The organism is Stenotrophomonas sp. YJH_SMC_12-1 (assembly GCF_059370935.1).
The window spans coordinates 178,994-202,493 of the sequence record NZ_JCAFUD010000008.1 but is presented as its reverse complement, the minus strand read 5'-3'; the positions used below and the strand labels follow the sequence as shown (position 1 = coordinate 202,493).

Below are 23,500 nucleotides of genomic sequence, written 5' to 3'. Positions count from 1 at the left end.
CCTGCCGCCGTCATATCCCCTGGGCCTCCCCGGCCGTTAGAATGGCGGCCGCTGTCCACCGCCCGCTCCCGGAGCCCCCATGCCCGTTGAAGCCCAGCCGGTAGCCGCCGTCGTTGACACGACCGGTGTGCCCGGCTATCTCTCCATTCGTGACCTGCGCAAGGAATTCGACGGTTTCGTCGCCGTCGACGACGTCAACCTGGACGTGCGCAAGGGCGAGATCTTTGCTCTGCTCGGTGGCTCCGGCAGTGGCAAATCGACCCTGCTGCGCTGCCTGGGCGGCTTCGAGACGCCCACCAAGGGCAGCATCACCCTCGACGGCCAGCGCCTGGATGCGTTGCCGCCGTACCAGCGGCCGGTCAACATGATGTTCCAGTCCTATGCGCTGTTCCCGCACATGACGGTCGAGCAGAACATTGCCTTCGGCCTGAAGCAGGATGGCCTGGGCAAGGACGCGATCAGCAAGCGCGTCGGCGAGATGCTCGACCTGGTGCAGATGGGCCACCTGGGCAAGCGCAAGCCACACCAGCTGTCCGGCGGCCAGCAGCAGCGCGTGGCGCTGGCGCGGTCGCTGGCCAAGGGGCCGAAGCTGCTGCTGCTGGACGAGCCGATGGGCGCGCTGGACAAGAAGCTGCGCTCGCAGATGCAGCTGGAACTGGTCAGCATCATCGAATCGTCGGGCGTGACCTGCGTGATGGTCACCCACGACCAGGAAGAAGCGATGACCATGGCCACCCGCATCGCGGTGATGGATGCCGGCTGGATCCAGCAGGTCGGCAAGCCGGACGAGGTCTACGAGCAGCCGGCCAACCGCTTCGTCGCCGAGTTCATCGGTTCGGTCAACCTGTTCGACGGGGTGATCGACGAGGACCTGCCGGAGTACGTGACCGTACGCTCGCCGCTGTTCCCGGCGCCGATCTACATCGCCCATGGCATCACCGGTTATGAAGGGCAGCCGGTCGCGTTCGCGCTGCGCCCGGAGAAGGTGATGATCGGCAAGGACGAACCGGAAGGGCACACCAACAAGGCCCAGGGCGTGATCGAGGACATCGCCTACTTCGGCAGCCATTCGGTCTACCACGTGCGCCTGCCCAGCGGCGCCAAGGTGCTGGCCAACTTCGCCAATTCGCAGCGCTGGGCCAGTGATGGCCTCACCTGGGGCGACGAGGTGTGGGTGCACTGGCGCGACAACGACGGCGTGGTGCTCACCTCATGAGCACCGCCGGCCTGAAGCGCTGGCTGCCGGGGCTGCGTGCCACGGTGATCGGCATTCCGTACCTGTGGCTGCTGCTGTTCTTCGCAGTGCCGTTCCTGATCGTACTGATGATCAGCTTCTCGCTCAGCCGGGTCGGCTCGCCGCCGTACACCTGGCTGCTGCAGTACGCCGACGGCGGTTTCTCGCTGAAGTTGAACCTGGAAAACTACCTGGCGCTGTTCCGCGATTCGATCTATGCCCAGGCGTTCCTGAGCTCGATCAAGATCGCGGCGATCTCGACCTTCCTGACCCTGCTGATCGGCTATCCGATGGCCTATGCCATCGCGCGCCTGTCGCCCGCCGCTCGCAACGTGGCGATGATGCTGGTGGTGCTGCCGTCGTGGACCTCGTTCCTGATCCGCGTGTATGCGTGGAAGGCGATCCTGGACCGCAATGGGCTGCTCGACCAGTTCCTGCAGTTCACCGGCCTGCAATCGCTGATGACCAGCATGGGTCTGCCCAAGCTGCAGCTGATCGACACCCCGACCGCCGCCTACATCGGCATCGTCTACTGCTACCTGCCGTTCATGGTGCTGCCGCTGTACGCCAATCTGGTCAAGCATGACCACCGCCTGCTGGAAGCGGCCTACGACCTCGGTGCCAGGCCGTGGCAGGCGTTCCTGCGCATCACCCTGCCGTTGTCCAAAGCGGGCATCATCGCCGGCTGCATGCTGGTGATGATTCCGGCGATCGGTGAATTCGTGATCCCAGAAATGCTGGGTGGCTCGGAAACGCTGATGGTCGGCCGCCAGCTGTGGAACGAGTTCTTCAACAACCGCAACTGGCCGGGCGCCTCGGCGATGGCGGTGGCGATGATCCTGTTGCTGCTGGTGCCGATCCTGCTGTTCAACCGTTCCCAGCAGCGCCTGCTGGAAGGGAAGCAGGCATGAGCCCGCGTAGCGCAAAGGGCCTGGGGCTGGGCGTGCTGCTGCTCGGCTTCGCCTTCCTGTACCTGCCGATCCTGCTGTTGATGTTCTATTCGTTCAACAGCTCGCGGCTGGCGATGGTCTGGGCCGGGTTCTCCACCCGTGCCTACAGCGACCTGTTCGCCGACCGCGCGCTGATGGATGCGATGTGGACCAGCCTGGTGGTGGCGTTCTGGACCGCCTGTACCGCTACCGTGCTGGGTACGCTGGCGGCGATGGTGATGACCCGCTTCAAGCGCTTCCGTGGCAAGCCGCTGTTCGGCGCGCTGGTGACCGCACCGCTGGTGATGCCGGATGTGATCCTGGGCTTCTCGCTGATGGCGCTGCTGGCATCGATGGGCGCGATTCCCGGCTTCCCGGCACGCGGCCTGGCCACCATCTGGATCGCCCACGTCACCTTCACCCTGTGCTTCGTCACCGTGGTGGTGTCCTCGCGGCTGCAGGAAATGGACCTGTCGCTGGAAGAAGCGGCGATGGATCTGGGAGCGAGCCGGCTGACCGTGTTCGGTCGCATCACCCTGCCGATCATCGCGCCGGCGCTGGTGGCGGGCTGGCTGCTGGCGTTCACCCTGTCGCTGGATGACGTGGTGGTGGCCAGCTTTGTCGCCACCCCGGGCTCGACCACGCTGCCGATGAAGGTGTTCGCCTCGGTGCGCATGGGCATCAGCCCGAAGATCAACGCGTTGGCCACGCTGCTGGTGTCGGCGGTGTCGATCGCCGCGGTGATCGGCTGGTACATCAACGCCCGCGCCGAGAAGCGGCGCCAGCGCGACCTGCAGCTGGCGCGGCAGGACAACGGCTGAGGACACGGTCTGCCGACAACGCCGGCAACACCCGGCTCACAGCCGGCGGCGCACAATGGGGGTCTTCCAGATGGAGATCCCCCATGACCGTCGAGATCGTCGACCCGGCCACCGGACAGGTGACCTACCGCCATGAACTGATGGGCGCAGCCGACATCGAGCAGCGCCTGCAGGCCGCTGCCGATGCATTTCCGGGCTGGGCAGATCGCTCGCTGCAGGACCGCGGCGCCATCCTTCGCCAGATCGCCGCGCAGCTGCGCACGCGGCGCGACGACCTGCAGCAGGCGATGACCCACGAGATGGGCAAGCTCAAGGCCGAGGCGCTGGCCGAGGTCGACAAGTGCGCTGCCGCCTGCGAGTACTATGCCGATCACGCGGCCGACTATCTCAAGCCGCAGCTGATCGATACCGAAGCCCAGCGCAGCTACGTGCGCTACGAGCCGATCGGCTGCGTGTTCGCGGTGATGCCGTGGAATTTCCCGATCTGGCAGGTGTTCCGTTTCCTGGCCCCGGCGTTCATGGCTGGCAACGTGGCCCTGCTCAAGCACGCCAGCAACGTGCCGCAGTGCGCCGACCTGATCCTGGCGGTGTGCCGTGACGGCGGCCTGCCCGATGGCGTGTTCGACGTGCTGCACATCGACAACGACCAGGCCGCCGAGGTGCTGCGCGACGCGCGGGTGAAGGCGGTGACGCTGACCGGCAGCGAGCGGGCAGGGCGCTCGATCGCTTCCAATGCCGGCGGCCAGCTGAAGAAGTCGGTGATGGAGCTCGGCGGCAGCGATGCCTTCGTGGTGCTCGACGATGCCGACCTCGACAAGACCGTGGCCGCGGCAGTGAAGTCACGCTTCGACAACAGCGGCCAGACCTGCATCGCGGCCAAGCGCTTCATCGTGGTCGAGGCGGTGGCCGATGAATTCACCCGTCGCTTCGTGGAAGCGGCGGGCGAGCGCCAGTATGGCGACCCTGACGAGCGGGGCACCACGCTGGCGCCGATGGCGCGCGCCGACCTGCGCGACGAACTGCACAAGCAGGTGCAGGCCAGTGTGGCCAAGGGCGCGCGGGTGCTGATCGGTGGTGAGCCGATTGCCGGCACCCATGCCGGCTATCCGGCCACGGTGCTCGATCAGGTCGGCCCGGGCATGCCAGCGTATGACGAGGAGCTGTTCGGGCCGGTGGCCGCGGTGATCCGGGTCAAGGATGAGGCCGAGGCACTGCGCGTGGCCAACGACACCCGCTTCGGCCTGGGCGGCAGCGTGTGGACCGGCGATCCGGTACGCGGCGAGCGCTTCGCGCAGCGCATGGAATGCGGTGCGGCGTTCGTCAACGCCATCGTCAAGAGCGACGCGCGGCTGCCGTTCGGCGGCAGCAAGCAGTCAGGCTTTGGTCGGGAGCTGGCTGACCATGGCATCCATGAGTTCATGAACATCAAGACCGTCTACGTGGCTTGATCCCGAACTGTAGTGCCGGCCGCCGGCCGGCATTGCCGGGTTGCCGGCCAGCGGCCGGCACTACCAGAAGCGGGGCATGTGCCGTGCTTGGTGGGTATCGACCGTTGGTCGATACGCCCTACAACCACTTCGCGCGCTTGAACAACCGGTACAGCCCGACGCACACACCGCCCACGCCAACGATCATCAGCGGGTACGACCAGGGTTCGCTCAGCTCCGGCATGTGACTGAAGTTCATGCCGTACCAGCTGGTGATCAGCGTCGGCGCGGCGAGCAGCGCAGCCCAGGCGCCCAGCCGCTTGACCGTCTCGCCCTGCGCCAGTGTCACCAGCGAAAGGTTCACGCTCAGCGCGGTGCCCAGCATCTCGCGCAGGGTGTCGATCACATCGCTGATGCGCACCGCATGGTCATGCACGTCACGCACGTAGAGCTTCACTTCATCGGGAATCAGTTCGCCCTGGTAGCGGCGCAGCTGCGCCAGCACGTCCTGCAACGGCGCCACCGCCATCCGCATCTTGTTCAGTTCGCGCTTGAGCTCGTACAGCCGCACCACCGTGCTGCGCTTGTAGGTGTCGGCGAAGATGTCCTTTTCCAGCAGGTCCAGGGTGTCGCGGAAGCGGTGCACGATCGGCAGGTAGTTGTCGACCACGAAGTCGGTCACCGCGTACAGGCAGTACGACGGGCCCATCTTCAGCAGCTGCGGCTCGCGCTCGACGCGTGCGCGCACCGGCGCGTAGGACAGCGAGGCGCCGTGGCGGACCGTCACCAGGAAGCGCGGGCCGAGGAAGGCATGGGTTTCGCCATACTGGATGCGTTCGTCGACCATCTGCGCGGTGGTCACCACCACGAACAACGAGTTGCCATAGGTCTCGACCTTGGGCCGCTGGTGCGCGTTGCGCGCATCCTCGATGGCCAGGTCGTGCAGGCAGAATTCTTCCTGCAGTTTCAGCAGCACGTCTTCGTTGGGGTCGTACAGGCCGACCCAGACGAAGCCGTTGCCGCTGGCAATGACATCGCTGATGGCATCCAGGCTGATGTCGTGGCGCTTGCCCTCGTCATCGTAGTGGACGCAGTTGATGACGCAGGTAGGGTTGGCCGAAGCGGGGGCGGAAGCGGAGGCGGGCAATGACATGCCCGCCATCGTGCGTCAGGGCCGTGTTTCGGACAAGTGAGGACGACGCGCCAGCACCCACGCCAGTGCCATGTGCACCGGCAGCAGCAGCACGATCCACTGCACGTTGTACTGCGCCTGCAGGCTCAGCCAGTGCAGCACCAGCGCGGCCACCGCCTGTACCGCCAGCAGCCACAGCACGATCCTGAACATGCGTCCCGGCACGCGCCGGCGCAGCAGTGCGATCGCGCCCGGCAGCAGCAGCACGGCCAGTGGCGAAAGCAGCAGCAGGTTGCGGTTGGCCCATGCGGCATAGTGGATGCTGAAGCCCCACAGGAACACCAGCACGCCACCGAACAGGGCGCACAGCAGCCAGAACGGCAGGGCCAGCCCGGCCAGCAGGCGCGGGCGGTTGCGCAGCGCCAGCACGCCAGCGGCGATCACCAGGCCACACAGCAGCCACGGCCACCAGCGGCGTGCGAACTCCTTCGGCTCCGGATCGATGCGGTGCGGCAACAGTTCCTGTTCGGACTGCACCAGCGGCCGGCCATCGCTGTTGCGTGCCTGGCGCAGGGCATCGGCCAGGCGCATCGGGACGAACGCTTCCTGCCAGCGCGACAGCGGCTGGTCGGCGAACGGTCCGAGGCCTACATCGAAGCCCAGCCACATCCAGGGTGCCGGCGAGGCCAGACGGACCGATTCACTGCGATAGGTGTTGCCACGCGAGCGCCCCGACAGCTGCGACTGCAGGCCGCCGCCGAGCGCCTTGTCCAGCGTGTCGCGCACCATCGTGGCGCAGTTGGCGGTGTAGTAATCGTAGTGGTAACGCGCGTTTTCCGGTTTGGCCCGCTCGGCCAGGCCGGCGGCCAGCGAGCGCGCCTGGTCCGGGCGCAGGTCCAGCCATTGCACGCTGGCGCCACGGCCGGTCTCGTCGTAGTACGACAGGTCCTGCTGCAGCGGCAGCGCCACCAGGTAGTACATCATGTCGCCGCGCGCGAAGCGGCTGACGAAATCGTCCTCGGACGGATCGAAGTAGCCGAAGTTGTACGAGGTCGCTTCACCGCTGAGCGGATCGACCACCACGATGGCGTCATGGCCGAAGCGTTCGAAGAACACCGTGCCCGGCTGCATGGTCACCACGCCGATGCGCGGAGCAGGGGCTTCAGCGCTGGCCGCGGGCACGGCAGGTGTGGCCGGCGCCGGCTGCGCGAAGGCGGCCAGCGGCAGGGCCATGGCCAGCACGTAGAGTGCCAGCCACACCATGAGGATCAGGCCGCGGCGCTTCAAGCGTCGTCCTGCGCGTCCGGCGGCAGCACGGTCACGTGGAAGGCCTGTACCCGGCGCGCATCGGCGCGGGCCACGCGGAACATGAAGCGGTCCAGCGCCAGCTCGTCACCGACTTCCGGCAGGTGGCCCACGGCCTCGGTGACCAGGCCGCCGATGGTGTCGTAGTCCTCGTCGGAGAACGTCGCGCCGAATCGCTCGTTGAAGTCGCCGATCGGGGTCAGCGCGTCGACCACGTACTGGCCGTCGGACTGGATCGCGATCTGCGCCGAGGGATCCTCGGCCTCGTCATGCTCATCGTCGATCTCGCCGACGATCTGTTCCAGCACGTCCTCGATGGTGACCAGGCCAGCGACACCGCCGTACTCGTCCACCACGATGGCCATGTGGTTGCGCGACAGGCGGAATTCCTTCAGCAGCACGTTGAGCTTCTTCGCTTCCGGGATCAGGACCGCCGGGCGCAGCAGCTCGCGCACGTTGGCCGGACCGTTGTCGGCGACCACGCCGCGCAGCAGGTCCTTGGCCAGCAGGATGCCAAGGATGTCGTCCTTGTTCTCGCCGTGTACCGGGAAGCGTGAATGGCCGGATTCGACCACCTGCTTCATCAGTTCCAGGAAGGGCGCTTCAACCGGCAGCGAGACCATCTGCGAGCGCGAGATCATCACGTCGCCCACGGTCAGCTCGGCCACCGAAATGGCGCCTTCCATCATCTTCAGGGTATCGGCGGCGATCAGACCCTCTTCCTGCGCGGTGTGCAGGACAGCGACCAGCTCGTCGCGGGTATGGGGTTCGCCGGAGAAGGCGGAGGTCAGGCGTTCAAGCCAGCCGCGCTTCTTTTCACTGTGCTCCGCAGGGGAGCTACTACTGTCGTCTTCTGACATCTCTGGAAAAAAGGCACCCGGCAGGCCGGGCGTTGACCCAAGTCTAGCAGGATGTGACGGCCTGTCAGTGACTGCCGGTGGCCGGGGCTGGGGCGGCCGCGGCCGGCGCCTCCTCGGGCAGGTCCAGGCTGTAGGTGCAGCCGGCCAGGGTCTTGCCCGGGTGGGAGGCCACGGTGGAGACGCTGAGGATGATCGACTCGATCTGGGCCTCGCCGGTCTTCGGGTCGGTCACGTCGCGGCTGACCAGTTCGCGGCCGGCCATGAACTTGCCGTCCTGGTCGTAGCCGGTCTCCAATTCCAGCCGTTTGGCCAGCGGGCGTGGGTCGGCCTGGTCGAGGACGGCCATGACGCTGGCGCCGGCCACCGCCACCCGATCGGTCTGTTGGCCGAAGACGGTGATCGGGCTGGCCAGCCGGAACTCGCTCATGAACTGGTTGCCCTGCGGCAGCGGCTGCAGGCCCTGGGCCACGGCCTTCAGCGGATCGGCCAGCAGCGGCGCCAGCGCGGCCTGCTCGGCCACGCCCTGGCGGCATTCGATCAGGGCCGGCAGGTCCAGGCGGGTGGCGAAGGCGGAGGGAGCGGCGAGGGCACAGAGCAGGGGCAGACAGCAGCGCAGTGACACGGTCGGTTTCCGCAGGCGAGGGGCCGCCATCATAGCCCCGGCGAGCGCCGGAACAGCCCGCTGAGAAGGCGCAGGAAACCGGTCATCGCCCGCCGTACGACCATCAGTGAGAGAGTCAGCACAACCGCAAGCATGGCGACCTGCATCGATTGCCCCGCGATGCGCGCCACCGCCGGCCACAGGCCCGGGCTGGTCAGCCAGGGCATCAGTTCCGCCGCGGCTGTCCTGGCCACTTTCATGTAGATCACGGCCAGCACGAACAGCACCAGCAGCGAGGTGCGGCTGGCGTGGAAGAACGGGAGTGCATTGGCCGGCCTGCCAAGCCACTGCTGCAGCAGCGTTCGCCACAGTACTGGCAGGGTCAAGGCACCGACCAGTATCAGCACCATCGACGTTTCCCAAAGCCCCGGCAGGTGGGCGGGTTCAGCTCTACCTGTGAGGTGCGGGCCGAACATGCCGATCGCCAGCCCGGCCAGCAGGCACACGGGCGACAGCAGGGCCAGGCTGCGCAGCAGCCAGTGCCTGCCGCCGGGGTCGCGGGCGCTGATGCGGCGCAAGGTGTAAGCGCCCAGCACCAGCAGGCCCGCGAGCAGGCCGGGGGCCATCGCAAACGTCGTGAAGCTGTTCCCTGGGTTCATCCTTTTTCCTTCCGCGTCCTGGCCGGTGTTGAACAGTAGCTCAGCGCATGGGCTGGCACTCCAGCCGTGGCGCAGTCAGGGCGGATTCCAGCGCGTGGCCGCTGGGTACCAGCGCAGCCTGACCGGGTAGCCCAGTCGCGCCTGCAGGTGGTCACGCACGGCCGCCGCCGTCGCGCGGTTGGCTGGGGTATCCCGCAGCTCCACCTCCAGCTCCCCGGTCTTGACATCCAGGCCATGGCCGAACAGGTCGGGCAGCTGGGCCCGCAGCCAGTCCTGCTGTGCGTGCAGGCGGCGCGTCATCTCCGCTTCGGTCATCGCGGCGCCGGTGATGTAGCGCACACGTTGCGGGCCATCCGCCCCTGGATGTGTCTCATCGGCCTCGGGTGCGGCGCCTGTCAGTCGCACGACAACGTTCCAGCCCCTCGCATTGTCCACCCATATGCCGGCCAGACGTGCCGCGTGCCGCGCTTCCAGGCGCTCGATCAGTGCCCGTTGCTGGGCAGTGGCGACGATGTTGCGGGTGTCGCGCTCGCTGCTGCCGAAGAACGCCCGTAGTTCGGCGATCTTTGCGGCGATGTCGGCCTCGCTGTCGCTGGCGGGGAACGGTGAGGGACGGTCAGGATCGGGCATCAGGCCTGCCCCGGACTGCAGTAGCGCGGCAAGCACAAGTGCGGGCAGGGTCATGCTGCGCTCCTCTTCCGTGAGTGCGTGGGCTCGGAACAGGGCCCGGTGTCAGCGCTCGCCCGCGTAGGGGTCGTCGATGCCCAGCTCGGCCAGGATCTCCCGTTCCAGCTGTTCCATCGCTTCGGCTTCCTTGTCGTCCTCGTGGTCCCAGCCGAGCAGGTGCAGCACGCCGTGCACGGTCAGGTGCGCGTAGTGGGCGTTGAGCGCCTTGCCCTGTTCGTCGGCCTCCCGCGCTACGACAGGTGCACAGATCACCAGATCGCCGAGCAGCGGGAACTTGACGCCCTTGGGCAGGCCTTCGGGCACTTCGGCCGGGAAGCTGAGCACGTTGGTGGCGTAGTCCTTGCCACGGTAGTGGCGGTTCAACGACTGGCCTTCCTTGGCGTCGACCACGCGGATGGCCAGGTCGGCCTCGCGGATGCGGCCCTTCAGCGCGGCAGCCACCCACCTGCGGAAGCTCACTGCCGCCGGCAGGCCGGCACGCGGCAGGGCATAACTGACGGCGACGTCCAGTCGCACGGGACCACGGGTCATGGAGTCGCTCCAGGTTGGATCTGATGCAGGTCGCGGCGGTCGTAGGCGCTGACGATACGCGCCACCAGCGGGTGGCGGACCACGTCGCGGGATTCGAAGAAGGTGAAGCTGACACCCTCCACGTCGCGCAGCACATCGATGGCGTCGCGCAGGCCCGACTTCACGTGCTTGGGCAGGTCGGTCTGGGTCAGGTCACCGGTGACCACCGCGGTGGAGCCGTAGCCGAGGCGGGTCAGGAACATCTTCATCTGCTCGATGGTGGTGTTCTGTGCTTCGTCCAGGATCACGAACGCATCGTTGAGCGTGCGGCCACGCATATAGGCCAGCGGCGCGATCTCGATGACGTTCCTTTCCAGCAGCTTGACCACCTTCTCCACGCCCATCATCTCGTACAGGGCGTCGTACAGCGGTCGCAGATAGGGATCGACCTTCTGGCTCAGGTCGCCGGGCAGGAAGCCCAGCTTCTCGCCGGCTTCCACCGCGGGACGGACCAGGATCAGCCGCTGCACCCGCGATTCGTTCAGTGCTTCGACCGCGCTGGCCACGGCCAGGAAGGTCTTGCCGGTGCCGGCCGGCCCGATGCCGAAGTTGATGTCGTGGGTTGCGATCTGGTGCAGGTAGCGGGCCTGGTTGGCACCGCGCCCGCGTACCGTGCCGCGCTTGACCTTGATCGCCACCTCCTGCGCTTCGTAGGAGCGCTCGGCGATCTGCTCGACATTGGCCTGCGCCAGGCGCAGGTGGATGGCGTGGTTGTCGAAGGTCGTTTCGCCGGCTTCGGCGTACAGCGCTTCAACCAGCTTCTGCGCCTCGACGATGGCTTCGTTCGGCCCGCTGATGCGGAACACGAAGCCACGGTTGGCGATTTCCACGCCGAGTTTCAGTTCGATCTGCCGCAGGTGCCCGTCGAACGGGCCACACAGGTTGGCCAGCCGTTCGTTGTCTTCCGGCGACAGGGTGAAGTCTCGATGCTCGATGCTTTTCATTGCTTCGGGTGGGGCGGACGCCTTCCACCGCAGTGTATTCAGGGGAGACAAGGGTAGCGCGCGTGCGGGGCACACGGCCAGCAGACGGTCGATACAGCGTTTTCCACACCCGGTGTGGACGGGGCGCGCGAAAACCTGTGGATAGACCCTCGCAATGCTTGTGCCACAAGGCCCATGAGGTCCTGGTGAAAAAAACGTCATGGTCGCTCGTCGCTTCGGCAACACTGCCACGGGGGGCCTGCACGGGGGCATTCATCGTGACGACAGTGCAGGTTTCGTTGCCGGGCGAGCAACAAAGCCGCGCGCTGGCGGATTTCCACAACGGTTGTGGAATGATGCCGAATCAACCTGTGGATAGGTGGTGCGGAGCCTTGCAGCAAAAGGCGTGCCCGCGCGTGGCGAAAAAACCGCCAGGGCTGATCGGAATCATTGAGGGTGCACGGGGCACATGGCACCGTGTCGCCGTCGCAGGAGGGGATGGCATGGGCATCGGCAACGGGATGCGAGGAATCGGACTGGCGGGCATCGGCCTGCTTGCCGGGTGTGGGCAGTCGACACCGACTGCACTGGGCACGCTGGAGTGGGACCGGATCACGGTGCCGGCACCGGCGGCCGAAGTGATCGCCACGGTGGAGGTGCGCGAGGGACAGCAGGTCAAGGCCGGCGCCGTGCTGATGCAGCTCGACCCGGCCCGCGGCGACGCGCAGTTCGCCGCAGCGCAGGCTGATACGGCGCGTGCGCAGGCGCAGCTGGAAGAACTGAAGATCGGCCCACGCCAGGAGCAGATCGCGCAGGCCCAGGCGCAACTGGCCGCGCTGCGCGCGCAGGCTGCCGAAGCAAGTGCCTATTACCGACGGGTCCAGCCGTTGGCACAGCAGCGCTTGATTGCCGCCGCTGAGCTGGATCGTGCACGTGCCGCCGCCGGCAATGCCGAGGCCAGCGTGCGTGCTGCCGAGCAGGCCTGGCTGGAGCGGGTGCACGGCAGCCGTGTGCAGGATATCGCCCAGGGCCAGGCCACCGCCGATGCCGCGCAGGCGCAACAGGCAGTGCAGGCCGTGAACCTGCAGAAGCTGCAATTGCGTGCGCCGCGCGACGGCGTGGTCGATGCCTTGCCTTACCGGCAGGGCGACCAGGCGCCGGTCGGCGCGCCGCTGGCGGTGATGCTGGTCGGCGAGCGCCCCTATGCGCGCGTCTACCTGCCGCAGCCATTGCGGTTGCAGGTCAAGGTCGGGCAGGTCGCGCAGGTGCACCTGGAAGGGCAGGGCACTGCGTTGAAGGGGCATGTGCGCTCGATCCGCAGCGAGCCGTCATTTACGCCGTACTACGCGTTGACCGGTGACGACGTCGCGCGCCTGAGCTACCTCGCCGAGATCGAAGTGGACGACGCCGCCGACATGCGGAAGCTGCCGGCGGGAATGCCGGTGCAGGTGACCTTCTGAACACCGGCAACGACATCGCGGTGCATGCCCAGGGCCTGACCCGCCGCTTCGGCGATCTGCTGGCCGTGGACAATGTCGACCTGACCGTGCCGCGTGGCCAGGTCTATGGCTTCCTGGGCCCGAACGGGTCGGGCAAGTCGACCACCATCCGCATGCTGTGCGGCCTGCTGGAACCGAGCGCCGGCCAGATCGAGGTGCTCGGCCTGGCCGTGCCGGAGCAGGCCGAGGCACTGCGCCGGCGCATCGGCTACATGACCCAGCGCTTCTCGTTGTATGAAGACCTTTCGGTGCGCGAGAACCTGGAATTCCTCGCCGCCATCCAGGACCTGCCGCGTACGCAGGCCCGGCAGCGGGTCGACGAACTGCTGCAGCAGTACCGTCTCCTGGACCGGCAGCCGCAGCTGGCCGGCACCCTCAGTGGTGGCCAGAAGCAGCGCCTGGCGCTGGCCGGCGCCGTCGTGCACGCGCCCGAGCTGTTGTTCCTGGACGAGCCGACCAGCGCGGTTGACCCGGAGTCACGCCGCGATTTCTGGGAGGCCCTGTTTGAACTTGCCGACGCCGGTACCACCGTGCTGGTATCGACCCACTACATGGACGAAGCCGAGCGCTGCCACCGGCTGGCGATCCTCGATCGAGGCGCGCTGGTCGCCGATGGCACGCCGGCCGAACTGTGTGCACGGCTGGACGGCCGCACGCTGCAGGTCACGTCGGCGCAGCCGCGGCAGGCCAGCCGCGCATTGTCTGAGCTGCCCGGCGTGCTGAGCGTGGCACAGATCGGCACGCAGCTGCGCGTGCTGTGCAGCGAGGCGGCCGCCGATACGCCAGCGTTGCGGCGCGCGCTGGCCAGCGCCGACCCGCAGGCCCGCATCGAGGCGGTGGCGCCGAACCTGGAAGACGTCTTCGTCGCCGCCACCCGCGGCCGTGGCCGGGAGCCAGCGGCATGAACCTGCGCCGGCTGTGGGCGATCATGCTCAAGGAATTGCGCCAGCTGCGCCGCGACCGCATCACGCTGGCGATGATCGTCGGCATTCCGGTGATGCAGCTGCTGCTGTTCGGCTACGCGATCAATCTCAACCTGCGCCACCTCGACGCAGGTGTCGCCGACCAGGCCAGCAGTGCGGCGTCACGCGCGCTGGTGCAGGACATGGTCGCCACCGGCGTGATCACGCCGCGCAGCGAAGCCTATACGCCCGACCAGTTGATGCAGGCGCTGCGGCGTGGCGAGATCAGTGTCGGCATCGTGGTGCCGGCCGACTTCGAGCGCCGTCGCTTCGATGGACGCGAGGCGGTGCAGGTGCTGGTTGATGGCAGCGACACCGTGGTGCAGAGCGCGGCGATCCAGCTGGCGCAGGTGCCGCTGGAGACGCGACCGACCAGCAACACGCGGCCGCTGCGCGAAGGCAGCATCGCCGATGGTCCAATCAGCGTGACCAGCTTCTACAACCCGCAGCGGCGTTCGGCGGTGAACATCGTGCCAGGCCTGATCGGGGTGATCCTGACCATGACCCTGGTGATGTTCACGGCGGTGGCGGTGGTGCGTGAACGCGAACGCGGCAACATGGAGCTGCTGATCGCCACACCGGTGTCGCGCAGCGAACTGATGGTGGGCAAGGTGCTGCCCTATGCAGCCATCGGCCTGCTGCAGACCACGCTGGTGCTGGTGCTGGGCACCTGGCTGTTCCAGGTGCCGATCCGCGGCAGCCTGCTCGATATCTACCTGGCCGCGGTGCTGCTGGTGCTGGCCAACCTCGCACTGGGGCTGCTGATTTCCACGCGCGCGCGCTCGCAGTTCCAGGCGATGCAGATGACCCTGTTCCTGTTCCTGCCGTCGATCCTGCTGTCGGGCTTCATGTTCCCGTTCGCGGGCATGCCGCGGCCGGTGCAATGGCTGGCCGAAGTACTGCCGCTGACCCACTTCCTGCGCCTGGTGCGCGGCATCATGCTGCGCGGAGCGTCGCTGTGGGAGCTGTGGCACGACGCGCTGGCGCTGCTGGCCTTCATCGCGGTGATGATGACCCTGGCGATCCTGCGTTTCCGCAAGCGACTGGATTGAGGCATGCCGACCAACGGTCGGCATCCACCCCGGTGGGTGCCGACCGTTGGTCGGCGCACCTTATTCCGCCACCACGCGCGCGCGCAGCGAATTGGTCAGCGCCTCGGTAATCACCACATCCACGAACTGGCCGATCAGCCGCGCCGGCGCAGGGAAGTTCACCGAACGCATGTTCTCGGTCTTGCCGGTCAGTTCGTTCGGGTTCTTGCGCGAAGGGCCTTCCACCAGCACGGTCTGCACGGTACCGACCATCTTCTCGGAGATGCCGGCGGCGTGCGCATTGATGCGCTCCTGCAGGCGCGACAGGCGAGCGTGCTTTTCGGCATCGCTGATCGTGTCCTCCAGGTCGGCCGCCGGCGTGCCCGGGCGGCGCGAATAGATGAAGGAGAAGCTGTGGTCGAAGCCGATGTCCTCGATCAGCTTCATGGTCTTCTCGAAATCGGCATCGGTTTCGCCGGGGAAGCCGACGATGAAGTCCGAGCTGATCGAGATGTCCGGGCGCACCGCGCGCAGCTTGCGGATCTTCGACTTGAATTCCAGTGCGGTATAGCCGCGCTTCATCGCCGACAGTACGCGGTCGCTGCCGGCCTGCACCGGCAGGTGCAGGAAGTTGGCCAGCTGCGGCACGTCGCGGAACGCATCGATCAGCGAGTCGCTGAACTCCAGCGGGTGCGAGGTGGTGAAGCGGATGCGGCCGACGCCGTCGATCTCGGCGATGGTCCGGATCAGCAGACCGAGATCGGCGAACTCGCCATCTCCATAGGGGCCGCGATAGGCATTGACGTTCTGCCCGAGCAGGTTGATTTCGCGCACGCCCTGCGCGGCCAGCTGCGCCACTTCCACCGCCACGTCCTCGAACGGGCGGCTGACTTCGGTGCCGCGGGTGTAGGGCACCACGCAGAACGAGCAGTACTTCGAGCAGCCTTCCATGATCGACACGAACGCCGAAGCGCCTTCGGCACGCGGTTCCGGCAGACGGTCGAACTTCTCGATCTCGGGGAAGCTGATGTCCACCTGCGGGCGCTTCTGCTCGCGGCGGGCGCGGATCAGCTCCGGCAGCCGGTGCAGGGTCTGCGGGCCGAACACAAGGTCCACGAACGGCGCACGCTTGATGATCGCCTCGCCTTCCTGCGAGGCAACGCAGCCGCCCACGCCGATGATGACCTCGCGGCCCTTGTTCTTCAGGCCCTTCCAGACGCCGAGCTGGCTGAACACCTTCTCCTGCGCCTTCTCGCGGATGGAGCAGGTGTTGACCAGGATGACGTCGGCGTCTTCCGGGGTATCGGTCAGTTCCAGGCCATCGCTGGCGGCGAGCACGTCGGCCATCTTGGCCGAGTCGTACTCGTTCATCTGGCAACCGTGGGTCTTGATGTACAGCTTGCCTTTCACCTGGTCGGGCTTGCGCGGACCGGCGGGCAGGGCAACGAGCGGGGCACCGCCCGGCGGGGCGGGCGGAAAGACGTCTGGCGTCCCGGTCATGGCGCTTAATCCATTCGGGTGGCGGGAAAGCCGGCAATTCTACCTGCATCCCGGCGCGTGCGCCGGCCCAGTAGAGCCAGGCCATGCCTGGCTGTATTCATCCACCCATGGCGTGGATCTACTGGAACTGCGGGTCCGCCCCCCGGCCGCGCCCGGCGGCACGCCTCAGGCCGCCACCAGCTCCGCATCGATCTGCCGCGAACGGTCGAACGCGGTCATCGCGCTCATCCGTGCGATGTAGTCAGCCGTGGCCGGCGCCGGCTGTACCAGGCCAAAGGCCGTGGTCCACGCCAGTGCATTGCCCCACAGCACGTCGGCGGCGCTCATGACCTCGCCCAGCAGGTACGGGCCCTGCGCCAGCTGGGCCTCGACCACCTGCAGCACGGTCTCGGCATCGTTGTACGGCGACATCAGGCGCGGCGGCGGCTCGCGGTGCATCGCCTTGTCGACCATCGCCGGCTCGAAACAGGCGCCATAGAAGGCCATCCAGCGCAGATAGGGCCCGCGCAGGGCGTCACCGATCGGCGGCGCCAGCCCGGCTTCCGGATACAGGTCGGCCAGGTACAGGTAGATTGCCACCTGCTCGGTCACCAGTGCGCCGTTGTGGACGATGGCCGGCACCTTGCCCATCGGGTTTATGGCCAGGTAGGCCGGGGCCAGGTTGGCGCCGGCTTTCAGGTCCAGCACCTGCATGCGGTAGTCGGCACCCAGCGCTTCGAGCAGGGCCACGGCGCCGCTCGAGCGGGAACGGGCGGCGTGGTACAGGGTGATCTGGCGTGAATTCATGGCATTGCTCCTTGCGGTGGGTGGTGAACTGGAGGCCATCCTGGGGCACTATTGCGGACGACTTCTGTCCTCGATCCTTCATGCGCCATACCGCCCATCGTCTGCTGCGCCTGATCGCCCTGCTGCAGGCCCGCCGCCAGTGGTCCGGGGCCGAGCTCGCCGAGCGCATGGGCGTGGACCGGCGCAGCATCCGCCGTGATATCGAGCGCCTGCGCGAGCTGGGCTATCCGGTGCAGGCCTCGTCCGGGGTCGGCGGCGGCTACCAGTTGGGGGCCGGGGCCCCGGTGCTGCCGATGCTGCTGGACGAGGAGGAGGCGACCACCCTGGCCATCGCCCTGCGCGCAGCCGCGGCCACCGTTGCCGGGATCGACGACACCGCGCGTGGCCTGTTGTCCAAGCTCGATCCGCTGGTGCCGACCCGTCGTCGCCAGCAGGCCGGCGAGGTGCATGCAGCGACGGCCACCCTGTCCGACCTTACGTCCACCGACGCACGCCTGCTCGGGCGGCTGGCCCAGCACTGCCGACAGGCGTCACGGCTGGCCTTCGAATACCGCAGCGCGCAGGAAGCCGTCACCCAGCGCGAGGTCGAGGCCCAGCACCTGGTCAATTACGGGCGACGCTGGTATCTGCTTGCCTGGGACCTGGGGCGGCAGGACTGGCGCACCCTGCGCGTGGACCGCATGGGCGCCGTACGTGAGTGCGCCGGGCCGGGCCTGCACCGGCGCACCCCGGCGCCGCCCGATGTGATGGTGCGGCAGGCGGTCAGCCAGGCGCCGTTCGCGCTGCAGGCCATCCTCCGCCTGTCCGGCAGCCATTCCGAGCTGGAAGGCCGCATCCCGCCGTGGTGTGGAGTACTGGAAGCGGATGGCCCAGACCACTGCCTGCTGCGCATGGGCGCCGAGAGCCGCGGCATGATGCTGGCGCAGATTCTCAGCCTGGACCGCCTACCCGTGGCGCTTTGGACCACCCCGCCGGGCCTGCGCGACGAACTGGCACAGCGCCTGGCGGGCCTCGGCCAGCTGCTGGCTGTGCCGCCGGTCACAGGCTGAGCCACGTCGCTTGGCAAGCCCCGGCGAAGCTGGGACACTCGCCGCCATGAAGGGGATACTGGGGACAACGGCGATCATCATCGCTGCGCTGACCGCTGCGCCGGCCAGCGCTGGAACCCTGTACAAGTGCCAGGGCGCTGACGGCGTCACCAGTTATGTGAGCAAGCGGGTGGCCGGCGCGCGCTGCAGCACCATCAGCTACACCCGTGACACCCGCCCGGCACCTCGACCGGTGGTGGCCGCGCCCAGGCCGGCATCCACCACGATGGCCAGCATCGAACGCAACCCGGTGGCAGTTGCCGCGAGTGCCGCAGCGCCGGCAACGGTCGCGCCTGCGTCCGTGCCGGCATCCGGTCCCGCACAGCCGGTCGCCTCGCGCAGCGGGCGCATGGTCAGTGGCCAGGTGTATTCCTTCATGAAGGATGGCGTGCGCCACTACACCAGTGCGCGCCCGGCACAGGTGGCCAACCTCGGCCCGGTCCGGACCATCCGCTACAGCTTCATGGAACGTTGCTATGCCTGTGGGGTCAATCCACGCGTGGACTTCGGCACCGTGCGCCTGAACACCTCGGCCTTCCAGGCCGAGATCACCTCGGCCGCGCGCGAGTTCGGCGTGGAGGAGGCGGTGGTGCGCGCCATCATCCATGCCGAGTCGGCCTACAACCCGACCGCGCTCAGCCGTGCTGGCGCGCAGGGCCTGATGCAGCTGATGCCGCCGACTGCCGCGCGCTTCGGCGTAAGCGATTCCTATGACGCCGGGCAGAACATCCGTGGCGGCGTGCAGTATCTTGCGTGGTTGCTGAAACGCTTCAATGGCGACCTGACCCTTGCCGCAGCCGGCTACAACGCTGGCGAAGGCGCGGTCGACCGCCACGGTGGCGTGCCGCCCTACAGCGAGACCCAGTACTACGTGCGCCGGGTCGGGCAGCTGGCCGAGCGTTACCGCACCGCCCTGAGTCACCAGTAGGTGCCGACCGTTGGTCGGCACTCCTTTGAAAGGTAGTGCCGGCCGCTGGCCGGCAACCCCGCAATCAATGTTGTTGCAATGCGTTGTGTGGCGCGCGACGGTTCCGCTACACTCGACCGTGATTCAATGCGGCTCTGGCCCCCACCGGATCCGCTGGCAGCCTTAAAGCTACCTAATCAATATCGGAGTGCCGGATGGCCAACGATGGGGTACACGATCCAGTCAACACCGGACGTCGGCGTTTTCTTTCTGCCACCACTGCTGTGGTTGGCGCCGTCGGCGTCGGATTCACCGCAGTTCCTTTCATCAAATCCTGGAACCCCAGTGCCCGCGCCAAGCTTGCCGGCGCACCGGTGGTGGCCGACATCAGCGCCCTGCAGGAAGGCCAACGCCTGATCGTGGAATGGCGTGGCCAGCCGATCTGGATCGTCAAGCGGTCCAAGGCGATCCTGGACGCGCTGCACGGGCTGGATGGCCGCCTCAAGGACCCCGAGTCCGGCGAGAAGGACCAGCAGCCGGACTACGTGCTGAAGCAGAACCCCGAGCTGCGCTCGATCAAGCCGGATATCTCCGTACTGGTCGGCCTGTGCACGCACCTGGGCTGCTCGCCGGAAATGGTCGCCGAAATCCGGCCTGAGCCCTACGACCCGCAGTGGAAGGGCGGTTACTTCTGCCCGTGCCACAAGTCGCGCTTCGACATGTCCGGACGCGTCTTCAAGGACGTGCCGGCGCCGATCAACCTGAAGGTGCCCGCGCACCATTACCAGGACGACAACACCATCATCATCGGTGTCGATCCGCAGGGGGCTGCCTGATGGCCAATATCCTCGCCCGTACCGCCAGCGGCGTCGCCGACTGGGTCAATGCCCGCGCGCCGGGCCTGATGCCGGTCTACCGGAAGCACGTCAGCGAGTACTACGCGCCGAAGAACTTCAACATCTGGTACTACTTCGGTTCGCTGGCGCTGCTGGTGCTGGTCAACCAGATCGTCACCGGCATCTTCCTGACGATGCACTACAAGACCAGCGCCGCCGAGGCGTTCGGCTCCATCGAATACATCATGCGCGATGTGGAGTGGGGCTGGCTGATCCGCTACATGCACTCCACCGGTGCCTCGCTGTTCTTCATCGTGGTCTACCTGCACATGTTCCGTGGCCTGCTGTACGGCAGTTACCAGAAGCCGCGCGAGCTGGTGTGGATCCTCGGCATGCTGATCTACCTGGTGCTGATGGCCGAAGCCTTCATGGGCTACGTGCTGCCGTGGGGCCAGATGTCGTTCTGGGGCGCCAAGGTGATCATCTCGCTGTTCGGCGCGATACCGGTGATCGGCAACGGCCTGACCGAATGGATCATGGGCGATTACCTGCCCAGTGACGCCACGCTCAACCGTTTCTTCGCGCTGCATGTCATCGCCCTGCCGCTGGTGCTGTTGCTGCTGGTGGTACTGCATCTGGGCGCGCTGCACGAAGTGGGTTCGAACAACCCCGATGGCGTGGAGATCAAGAAGGGGCCGAAGGGCAACCGCTGGTCGCCGAACGCACCGGCCGATGGCATCCCGTTCCACCCGTACTACACGCTCAAGGATGGCGTCGGCGCCGGTTTCCTGCTGATCATCGCCGCCTTCATCATCTTCTTCGCGCCCGGTTTCGGCGGCCTGTTCCTGGAGCATGACAACTTCACCGAGGCCAACCGCCTGGTGACCCCGGAACACATCAAGCCGGTCTGGTACTACACGCCTTACTACGCGATGTTGCGCGTGGTGCCGAACAAGCTCGGTGGCGTGCTGGTGATGTTCTCGGCCATTGCGATCCTGTTCCTGGTGCCGTGGCTGGACAAGGCCAGGGTGAAGTCGGTGCGCTACCGCGGCTGGATCTCGAAGGTGATGCTGGGCGTGCTGGCGGTGTGCTTCGTGTGGCTGGGCGTGATTGGTTCCGGCCCGGGCACCGACGTGCACGAGACCTACATCGGGCGGGTGCTGACCTTCCTGTACTTCGCGTTCTTCATCACCATGCCGCTATGGACGCGGTTGGACAAGACCAAGCCGGTACCGGAGAGGGTGACCACCCATGACTGATCGCTGGATGGTCCGGTTGGCCCTGACGGCCACCCTGATGCTGGGCAGTTTCCTGGCCTCCGCCGCCGAAGGTGGCACCAAGCTGCTGCAGGCCGGCAACGATCTGGGCGACCGCGCTTCGCTGCAGCGCGGCGCGCAGCTATACATGAATTACTGCTCCGGCTGCCACGCGCTGAAGTACCTGCGCTATTCGCGGATGGCGCAGGACCTGGGCCTGACCGAGGAAGAGGTGATGAACAACCTCAACTTCACCGGCTCGGCGATCGGCGACCCGATTCCGGTGGCGATGCCCAAGGAGAATGCGGAGAAGTGGTTCGGCAAGATGCCGCCCGATCTCAGCCTGATCGCGCGTGTGCGGGGCAGTGACTGGGTCTACACCTACCTCAAGTCGTTCTATCTGGACAGCAGTCGCCCGCTGGGCTGGAACAACGCGCTGTTCGCCAATGCCTCCATGCCCAACCCGCTGTGGGAGATGCAGGGCCTGCAGCATGCGGTGCACGGCAAGGCGGAAGCGCCCGGCATGGACCCGCCGGTGACCGGCCTGAAGATCGAAACGCCCGGGTCGGTCGATGCCGGGCAGTACGACCAGGCGGTGCGGGACATCACCAACTTCCTCGAGTATGCCGGTGAACCGGCCGCGCTCAAGCGCCAGCAGCTGGGCGTGTGGGTGATCCTGTTCCTGGCCCTGCTCACCTTCCTGCTGTACCTGCTGAAGAAGGAATACTGGAAGGACGTTCACTGAATCTGCCGCCGGCCATCTCACGGGCCTATTGGCTTTTGTGATGGTCGGTTGCACACTCGGGGAGGAGTCGACCGCCGGCACGGTGCCGGCGGCGCCGATGCGGCAGGCGGTCTCCTGTCGTGGGAGAGCCTTTGATGGCGGCGAGCGTACGCATGCGCAATACACTGACGCTGTTTTCCTCGAACGACGATGTACTGTGCCACCGTGTACGCCTGGTCCTGGCGGCCAAGGGTGTGACCTTCGACTTCGTTCCGGTCGATCCACAGAACCCGCCTGAAGACCTGATCGACCTCAATCCGTATCACTCGGTGCCGACCCTGGTCGAACGCGAGCTGGTGCTGTACGCCGCATCAGTGGTCAGCGAGTACCTGGACGAACGTTATCCGCATCCGCCGCTGATGCCGGTCGATCCGCTCTCGCGTGCGCGCATCCGCCTGGCGATGCTGCGCATCGAGCACGACTGGGTGCCACAGGTGCAGGCCATCCAGCTCGGCAACAAGACCCAGGCCGAGGCTGGCCGCAAGCGCCTGAAGGAGCTGCTGACCGCCTCGCTGCCGCTGTTCAAGGCCAGCAAGTTCTTCCTCAACCCGGAAATGAGCCTGGCCGACTGCGCGATGGCGCCGATCATCTGGCGCCTGCAGTCGCTGGACGTACCGCTGCCGAAGGACGGCAAGGCGATCGAGGACTACGGCAACCGCATCTTCCGCCATCCGGGCTTCGTCCGCAGCCTGACCGATCAGGAAAAGAAGCTGCGCGATCTGCCGGTCTGATCCGGGCCTGCGTTACCCGTCTGCACGCCGACCGGCGTGCAGGTGATCCGCCCCGGCGGGGCGCCGGGCGCGTACACTTCACGCATGACCGAAGACTTCTTCCACATGACCAGCCACCGCCCGTACCTGCTGCGGGCGCTGGTGGAATGGATCAACGACAACCAGCTGACCCCGCACATCCTGGTCGACGCCGGCGTTCCCGGCGTGCAGGTCCCGCCTTCGGCGGTCAAGGATGGCCGGGTCGTGCTCAACATCGCCGAACGTGCTGTCGTGCGGCTGATGATCGACAACGAGATGGTGAGCTTCTCTGCGCGCTTCTCCGGTACCAGCTACCCGGTGCAGGTGCCGATCAGCGCCGTGCTGGCCGTCTACGCCCGCGAGACCGGGCAGGGCATGGCGCTACCGGATGACATCCCGGGCAACGAGACCGCTCCGACCAGCGATGAGCTGCTGCACGAGGAAGGCACGCCGCCGGACGATACGCCGCCAGCCAGCCCGCCGCCGAAGGGGCGCCCGAACCTGCGCGTGGTCAAGTAACCAGGTAACGGTGGGTGCCGACCGTTGGTCGGCACGCCTTCAGCCCTTACACATCCTCGGCATCGTCCACATCCGCGCGGATCTGGCTGATCCGCGCCGCGCCCGGACCAGTGAATGAGATCAGCTGGTCGCCGCGCAGCACCATGCGGCCCACGTGGCGATCGATGCCGTCGTAGGAATACTCGAACTTGAAGGTACGTTCGAAGCCGAGCCGGCCATCTTCGCCGCGCGACAGGCGCAGGCCGGTGGCGTGCACCGCCTGATCCAGCCATTGCACGTCGGCAGCACGGCAGGCATTGCGCCCCAGTTCGACCGCGCGCTCGGCGGCCGAACGCGCCGCGTTCCAGAAGAAATAGATGATTCCGCCGGCAATCAGCAACAGCAGCAGGGTGGGCATGGCGTCAGCCGTCAGGGGGCGATCCCGCAAAGATGGCG

Annotated in this window: 25 protein-coding genes; 14 read left to right on the top strand and 11 right to left on the bottom strand. The window is 66.9% G+C overall.

Going from position 1 to position 23,500, the window contains the following annotated elements:
- The first annotated feature begins 79 nt into the window (after positions 1–79).
- From AC5P8Y_RS16250 to AC5P8Y_RS16235, 4 genes are all read left to right on the top strand, one after another.
- Positions 80–1,216, top strand: a complete 1,137-nt coding sequence (locus AC5P8Y_RS16250) for an ABC transporter ATP-binding protein (RefSeq protein ID WP_033834728.1) — start codon at positions 80–82, stop codon at positions 1,214–1,216.
- The gene (locus tag AC5P8Y_RS16245; RefSeq protein WP_049454030.1) at positions 1,213–2,145 is read left to right on the top strand and encodes an ABC transporter permease subunit; all 933 of its coding nucleotides are present in this window, start codon (positions 1,213–1,215) and stop codon (positions 2,143–2,145) included. The genes AC5P8Y_RS16250 and AC5P8Y_RS16245 overlap by 4 nt, the downstream gene beginning before the upstream one ends.
- On the top strand, positions 2,142–2,984 hold the full coding sequence (locus tag AC5P8Y_RS16240) for an ABC transporter permease subunit (RefSeq protein WP_005408823.1): 843 nt from the start codon (positions 2,142–2,144) through the stop codon (positions 2,982–2,984). Before AC5P8Y_RS16245 ends, AC5P8Y_RS16240 begins: the two co-directional genes overlap by 4 nt.
- Before the next feature lie 83 nt (positions 2,985–3,067).
- Entirely contained in the window at positions 3,068–4,432 is a 1,365-nt protein-coding gene (locus tag AC5P8Y_RS16235) for an NAD-dependent succinate-semialdehyde dehydrogenase (protein WP_049402727.1), read from the top strand.
- Positions 4,433–4,550: 118 nt separating this feature from the next.
- On the opposite strand, the gene AC5P8Y_RS16230 is transcribed toward AC5P8Y_RS16235, so the two are convergent.
- The 8 genes from AC5P8Y_RS16230 to AC5P8Y_RS16195 form a co-directional block, all read right to left on the bottom strand.
- Positions 4,551–5,573, bottom strand: coding sequence for a magnesium and cobalt transport protein CorA (locus tag AC5P8Y_RS16230; protein WP_005408825.1), 1,023 nt, complete (start codon positions 5,571–5,573; stop codon positions 4,551–4,553).
- A 6-nt stretch (positions 5,574–5,579) separates the two neighbouring features.
- Positions 5,580–6,830 (bottom strand): lipoprotein N-acyltransferase Lnb domain-containing protein, encoded by a 1,251-nt coding sequence (locus tag AC5P8Y_RS16225; protein WP_164133425.1) that lies wholly within the window; start codon positions 6,828–6,830, stop codon positions 5,580–5,582.
- Positions 6,827–7,708 (bottom strand): CorC family transporter, encoded by an 882-nt coding sequence (locus tag AC5P8Y_RS16220; RefSeq protein WP_005408827.1) that lies wholly within the window; start codon positions 7,706–7,708, stop codon positions 6,827–6,829. The genes AC5P8Y_RS16225 and AC5P8Y_RS16220 overlap by 4 nt, the downstream gene beginning before the upstream one ends.
- Before the next feature lie 64 nt (positions 7,709–7,772).
- The gene (locus tag AC5P8Y_RS16215) at positions 7,773–8,360 is read right to left on the bottom strand and encodes a hypothetical protein (RefSeq protein WP_172711786.1); all 588 of its coding nucleotides are present in this window, start codon (positions 8,358–8,360) and stop codon (positions 7,773–7,775) included.
- Positions 8,360–8,968 carry a hypothetical protein gene (locus AC5P8Y_RS16210; RefSeq protein ID WP_111108360.1) on the bottom strand — a complete coding sequence of 203 codons (609 nt, stop codon included), beginning with the start codon at positions 8,966–8,968 and terminating at the stop codon, positions 8,360–8,362. Before AC5P8Y_RS16210 ends, AC5P8Y_RS16215 begins: the two co-directional genes overlap by 1 nt.
- Positions 8,969–9,043: 75 nt before the next feature.
- Positions 9,044–9,652 (bottom strand): hypothetical protein, encoded by a 609-nt coding sequence (locus AC5P8Y_RS16205; protein ID WP_049402731.1) that lies wholly within the window; start codon positions 9,650–9,652, stop codon positions 9,044–9,046.
- A 48-nt stretch (positions 9,653–9,700) separates the two neighbouring features.
- Positions 9,701–10,186 carry an rRNA maturation RNase YbeY gene (gene ybeY / locus AC5P8Y_RS16200; RefSeq protein ID WP_032966554.1) on the bottom strand — a complete coding sequence of 162 codons (486 nt, stop codon included), beginning with the start codon at positions 10,184–10,186 and terminating at the stop codon, positions 9,701–9,703.
- Complete coding sequence (locus tag AC5P8Y_RS16195; protein WP_033834734.1) at positions 10,183–11,169, bottom strand: PhoH family protein; 987 nt, start codon at positions 11,167–11,169, stop codon at positions 10,183–10,185. Before AC5P8Y_RS16195 ends, ybeY begins: the two co-directional genes overlap by 4 nt.
- A gap of 482 nt (positions 11,170–11,651) precedes the next feature.
- On the opposite strand from AC5P8Y_RS16195, the gene AC5P8Y_RS16190 reads away from it, so the two are divergent.
- Genes AC5P8Y_RS16190 through AC5P8Y_RS16180 form a run of 3 tightly spaced genes read left to right on the top strand, consistent with a single transcriptional unit; the run spans position 11,652 to position 14,661 of the window.
- Positions 11,652–12,608, top strand: a complete 957-nt coding sequence (locus AC5P8Y_RS16190) for an HlyD family secretion protein (protein WP_049402732.1) — start codon at positions 11,652–11,654, stop codon at positions 12,606–12,608.
- A 20-nt stretch (positions 12,609–12,628) separates the two neighbouring features.
- On the top strand, positions 12,629–13,552 hold the full coding sequence (locus tag AC5P8Y_RS16185) for an ABC transporter ATP-binding protein (RefSeq protein WP_012479664.1): 924 nt from the start codon (positions 12,629–12,631) through the stop codon (positions 13,550–13,552).
- Positions 13,549–14,661, top strand: coding sequence for an ABC transporter permease (locus AC5P8Y_RS16180; protein WP_049431887.1), 1,113 nt, complete (start codon positions 13,549–13,551; stop codon positions 14,659–14,661). Before AC5P8Y_RS16185 ends, AC5P8Y_RS16180 begins: the two co-directional genes overlap by 4 nt.
- A 60-nt stretch (positions 14,662–14,721) precedes the next feature.
- On the opposite strand, the gene miaB is transcribed toward AC5P8Y_RS16180, so the two are convergent.
- Together miaB and AC5P8Y_RS16170 are read right to left on the bottom strand one after the other, a co-directional pair.
- Entirely contained in the window at positions 14,722–16,140 is a 1,419-nt protein-coding gene (gene miaB, locus AC5P8Y_RS16175; protein WP_111108361.1) for a tRNA (N6-isopentenyl adenosine(37)-C2)-methylthiotransferase MiaB, read from the bottom strand.
- A gap of 165 nt (positions 16,141–16,305) precedes the next feature.
- Entirely contained in the window at positions 16,306–16,926 is a 621-nt protein-coding gene (locus AC5P8Y_RS16170) for a glutathione S-transferase family protein (RefSeq protein WP_049402735.1), read from the bottom strand.
- An 80-nt stretch (positions 16,927–17,006) separates the two neighbouring features.
- On the opposite strand from AC5P8Y_RS16170, the gene AC5P8Y_RS16165 reads away from it, so the two are divergent.
- The 7 genes from AC5P8Y_RS16165 to AC5P8Y_RS16135 all read left to right on the top strand — a co-directional run bounded on the left by AC5P8Y_RS16165 (position 17,007) and on the right by AC5P8Y_RS16135 (position 23,065).
- A complete protein-coding gene (locus AC5P8Y_RS16165) occupies positions 17,007–17,975 on the top strand; it encodes a helix-turn-helix transcriptional regulator (protein ID WP_495202090.1) in 969 nt (322 codons plus the stop codon).
- Between the two features lie 46 nt (positions 17,976–18,021).
- On the top strand, positions 18,022–18,942 hold the full coding sequence (locus tag AC5P8Y_RS16160) for a lytic transglycosylase domain-containing protein (RefSeq protein ID WP_049431894.1): 921 nt from the start codon (positions 18,022–18,024) through the stop codon (positions 18,940–18,942).
- A 194-nt stretch (positions 18,943–19,136) separates the two neighbouring features.
- Positions 19,137–19,757: a ubiquinol-cytochrome c reductase iron-sulfur subunit gene (petA, locus tag AC5P8Y_RS16155; RefSeq protein ID WP_004151998.1), complete on the top strand. Its 621-nt coding sequence runs from the start codon at positions 19,137–19,139 to the stop codon at positions 19,755–19,757.
- Positions 19,757–21,016 carry a cytochrome b gene (locus AC5P8Y_RS16150; protein ID WP_049454044.1) on the top strand — a complete coding sequence of 420 codons (1,260 nt, stop codon included), beginning with the start codon at positions 19,757–19,759 and terminating at the stop codon, positions 21,014–21,016. The genes petA and AC5P8Y_RS16150 overlap by 1 nt, the downstream gene beginning before the upstream one ends.
- Positions 21,009–21,758 (top strand): cytochrome c1, encoded by a 750-nt coding sequence (locus tag AC5P8Y_RS16145; protein WP_005408841.1) that lies wholly within the window; start codon positions 21,009–21,011, stop codon positions 21,756–21,758. Before AC5P8Y_RS16150 ends, AC5P8Y_RS16145 begins: the two co-directional genes overlap by 8 nt.
- Before the next feature lie 134 nt (positions 21,759–21,892).
- Positions 21,893–22,528, top strand: a complete 636-nt coding sequence (locus AC5P8Y_RS16140; protein WP_005408842.1) for a glutathione S-transferase N-terminal domain-containing protein — start codon at positions 21,893–21,895, stop codon at positions 22,526–22,528.
- Between the two features lie 84 nt (positions 22,529–22,612).
- Positions 22,613–23,065 carry a ClpXP protease specificity-enhancing factor gene (locus tag AC5P8Y_RS16135; RefSeq protein WP_005412806.1) on the top strand — a complete coding sequence of 151 codons (453 nt, stop codon included), beginning with the start codon at positions 22,613–22,615 and terminating at the stop codon, positions 23,063–23,065.
- A gap of 46 nt (positions 23,066–23,111) precedes the next feature.
- Here the strand turns inward: AC5P8Y_RS16135 and AC5P8Y_RS16130 are convergent, their stop codons facing one another.
- Positions 23,112–23,462, bottom strand: coding sequence for a DUF3301 domain-containing protein (locus AC5P8Y_RS16130; protein WP_005408844.1), 351 nt, complete (start codon positions 23,460–23,462; stop codon positions 23,112–23,114).
- Between the last annotated feature and the right edge of the window lie 38 nt (positions 23,463–23,500).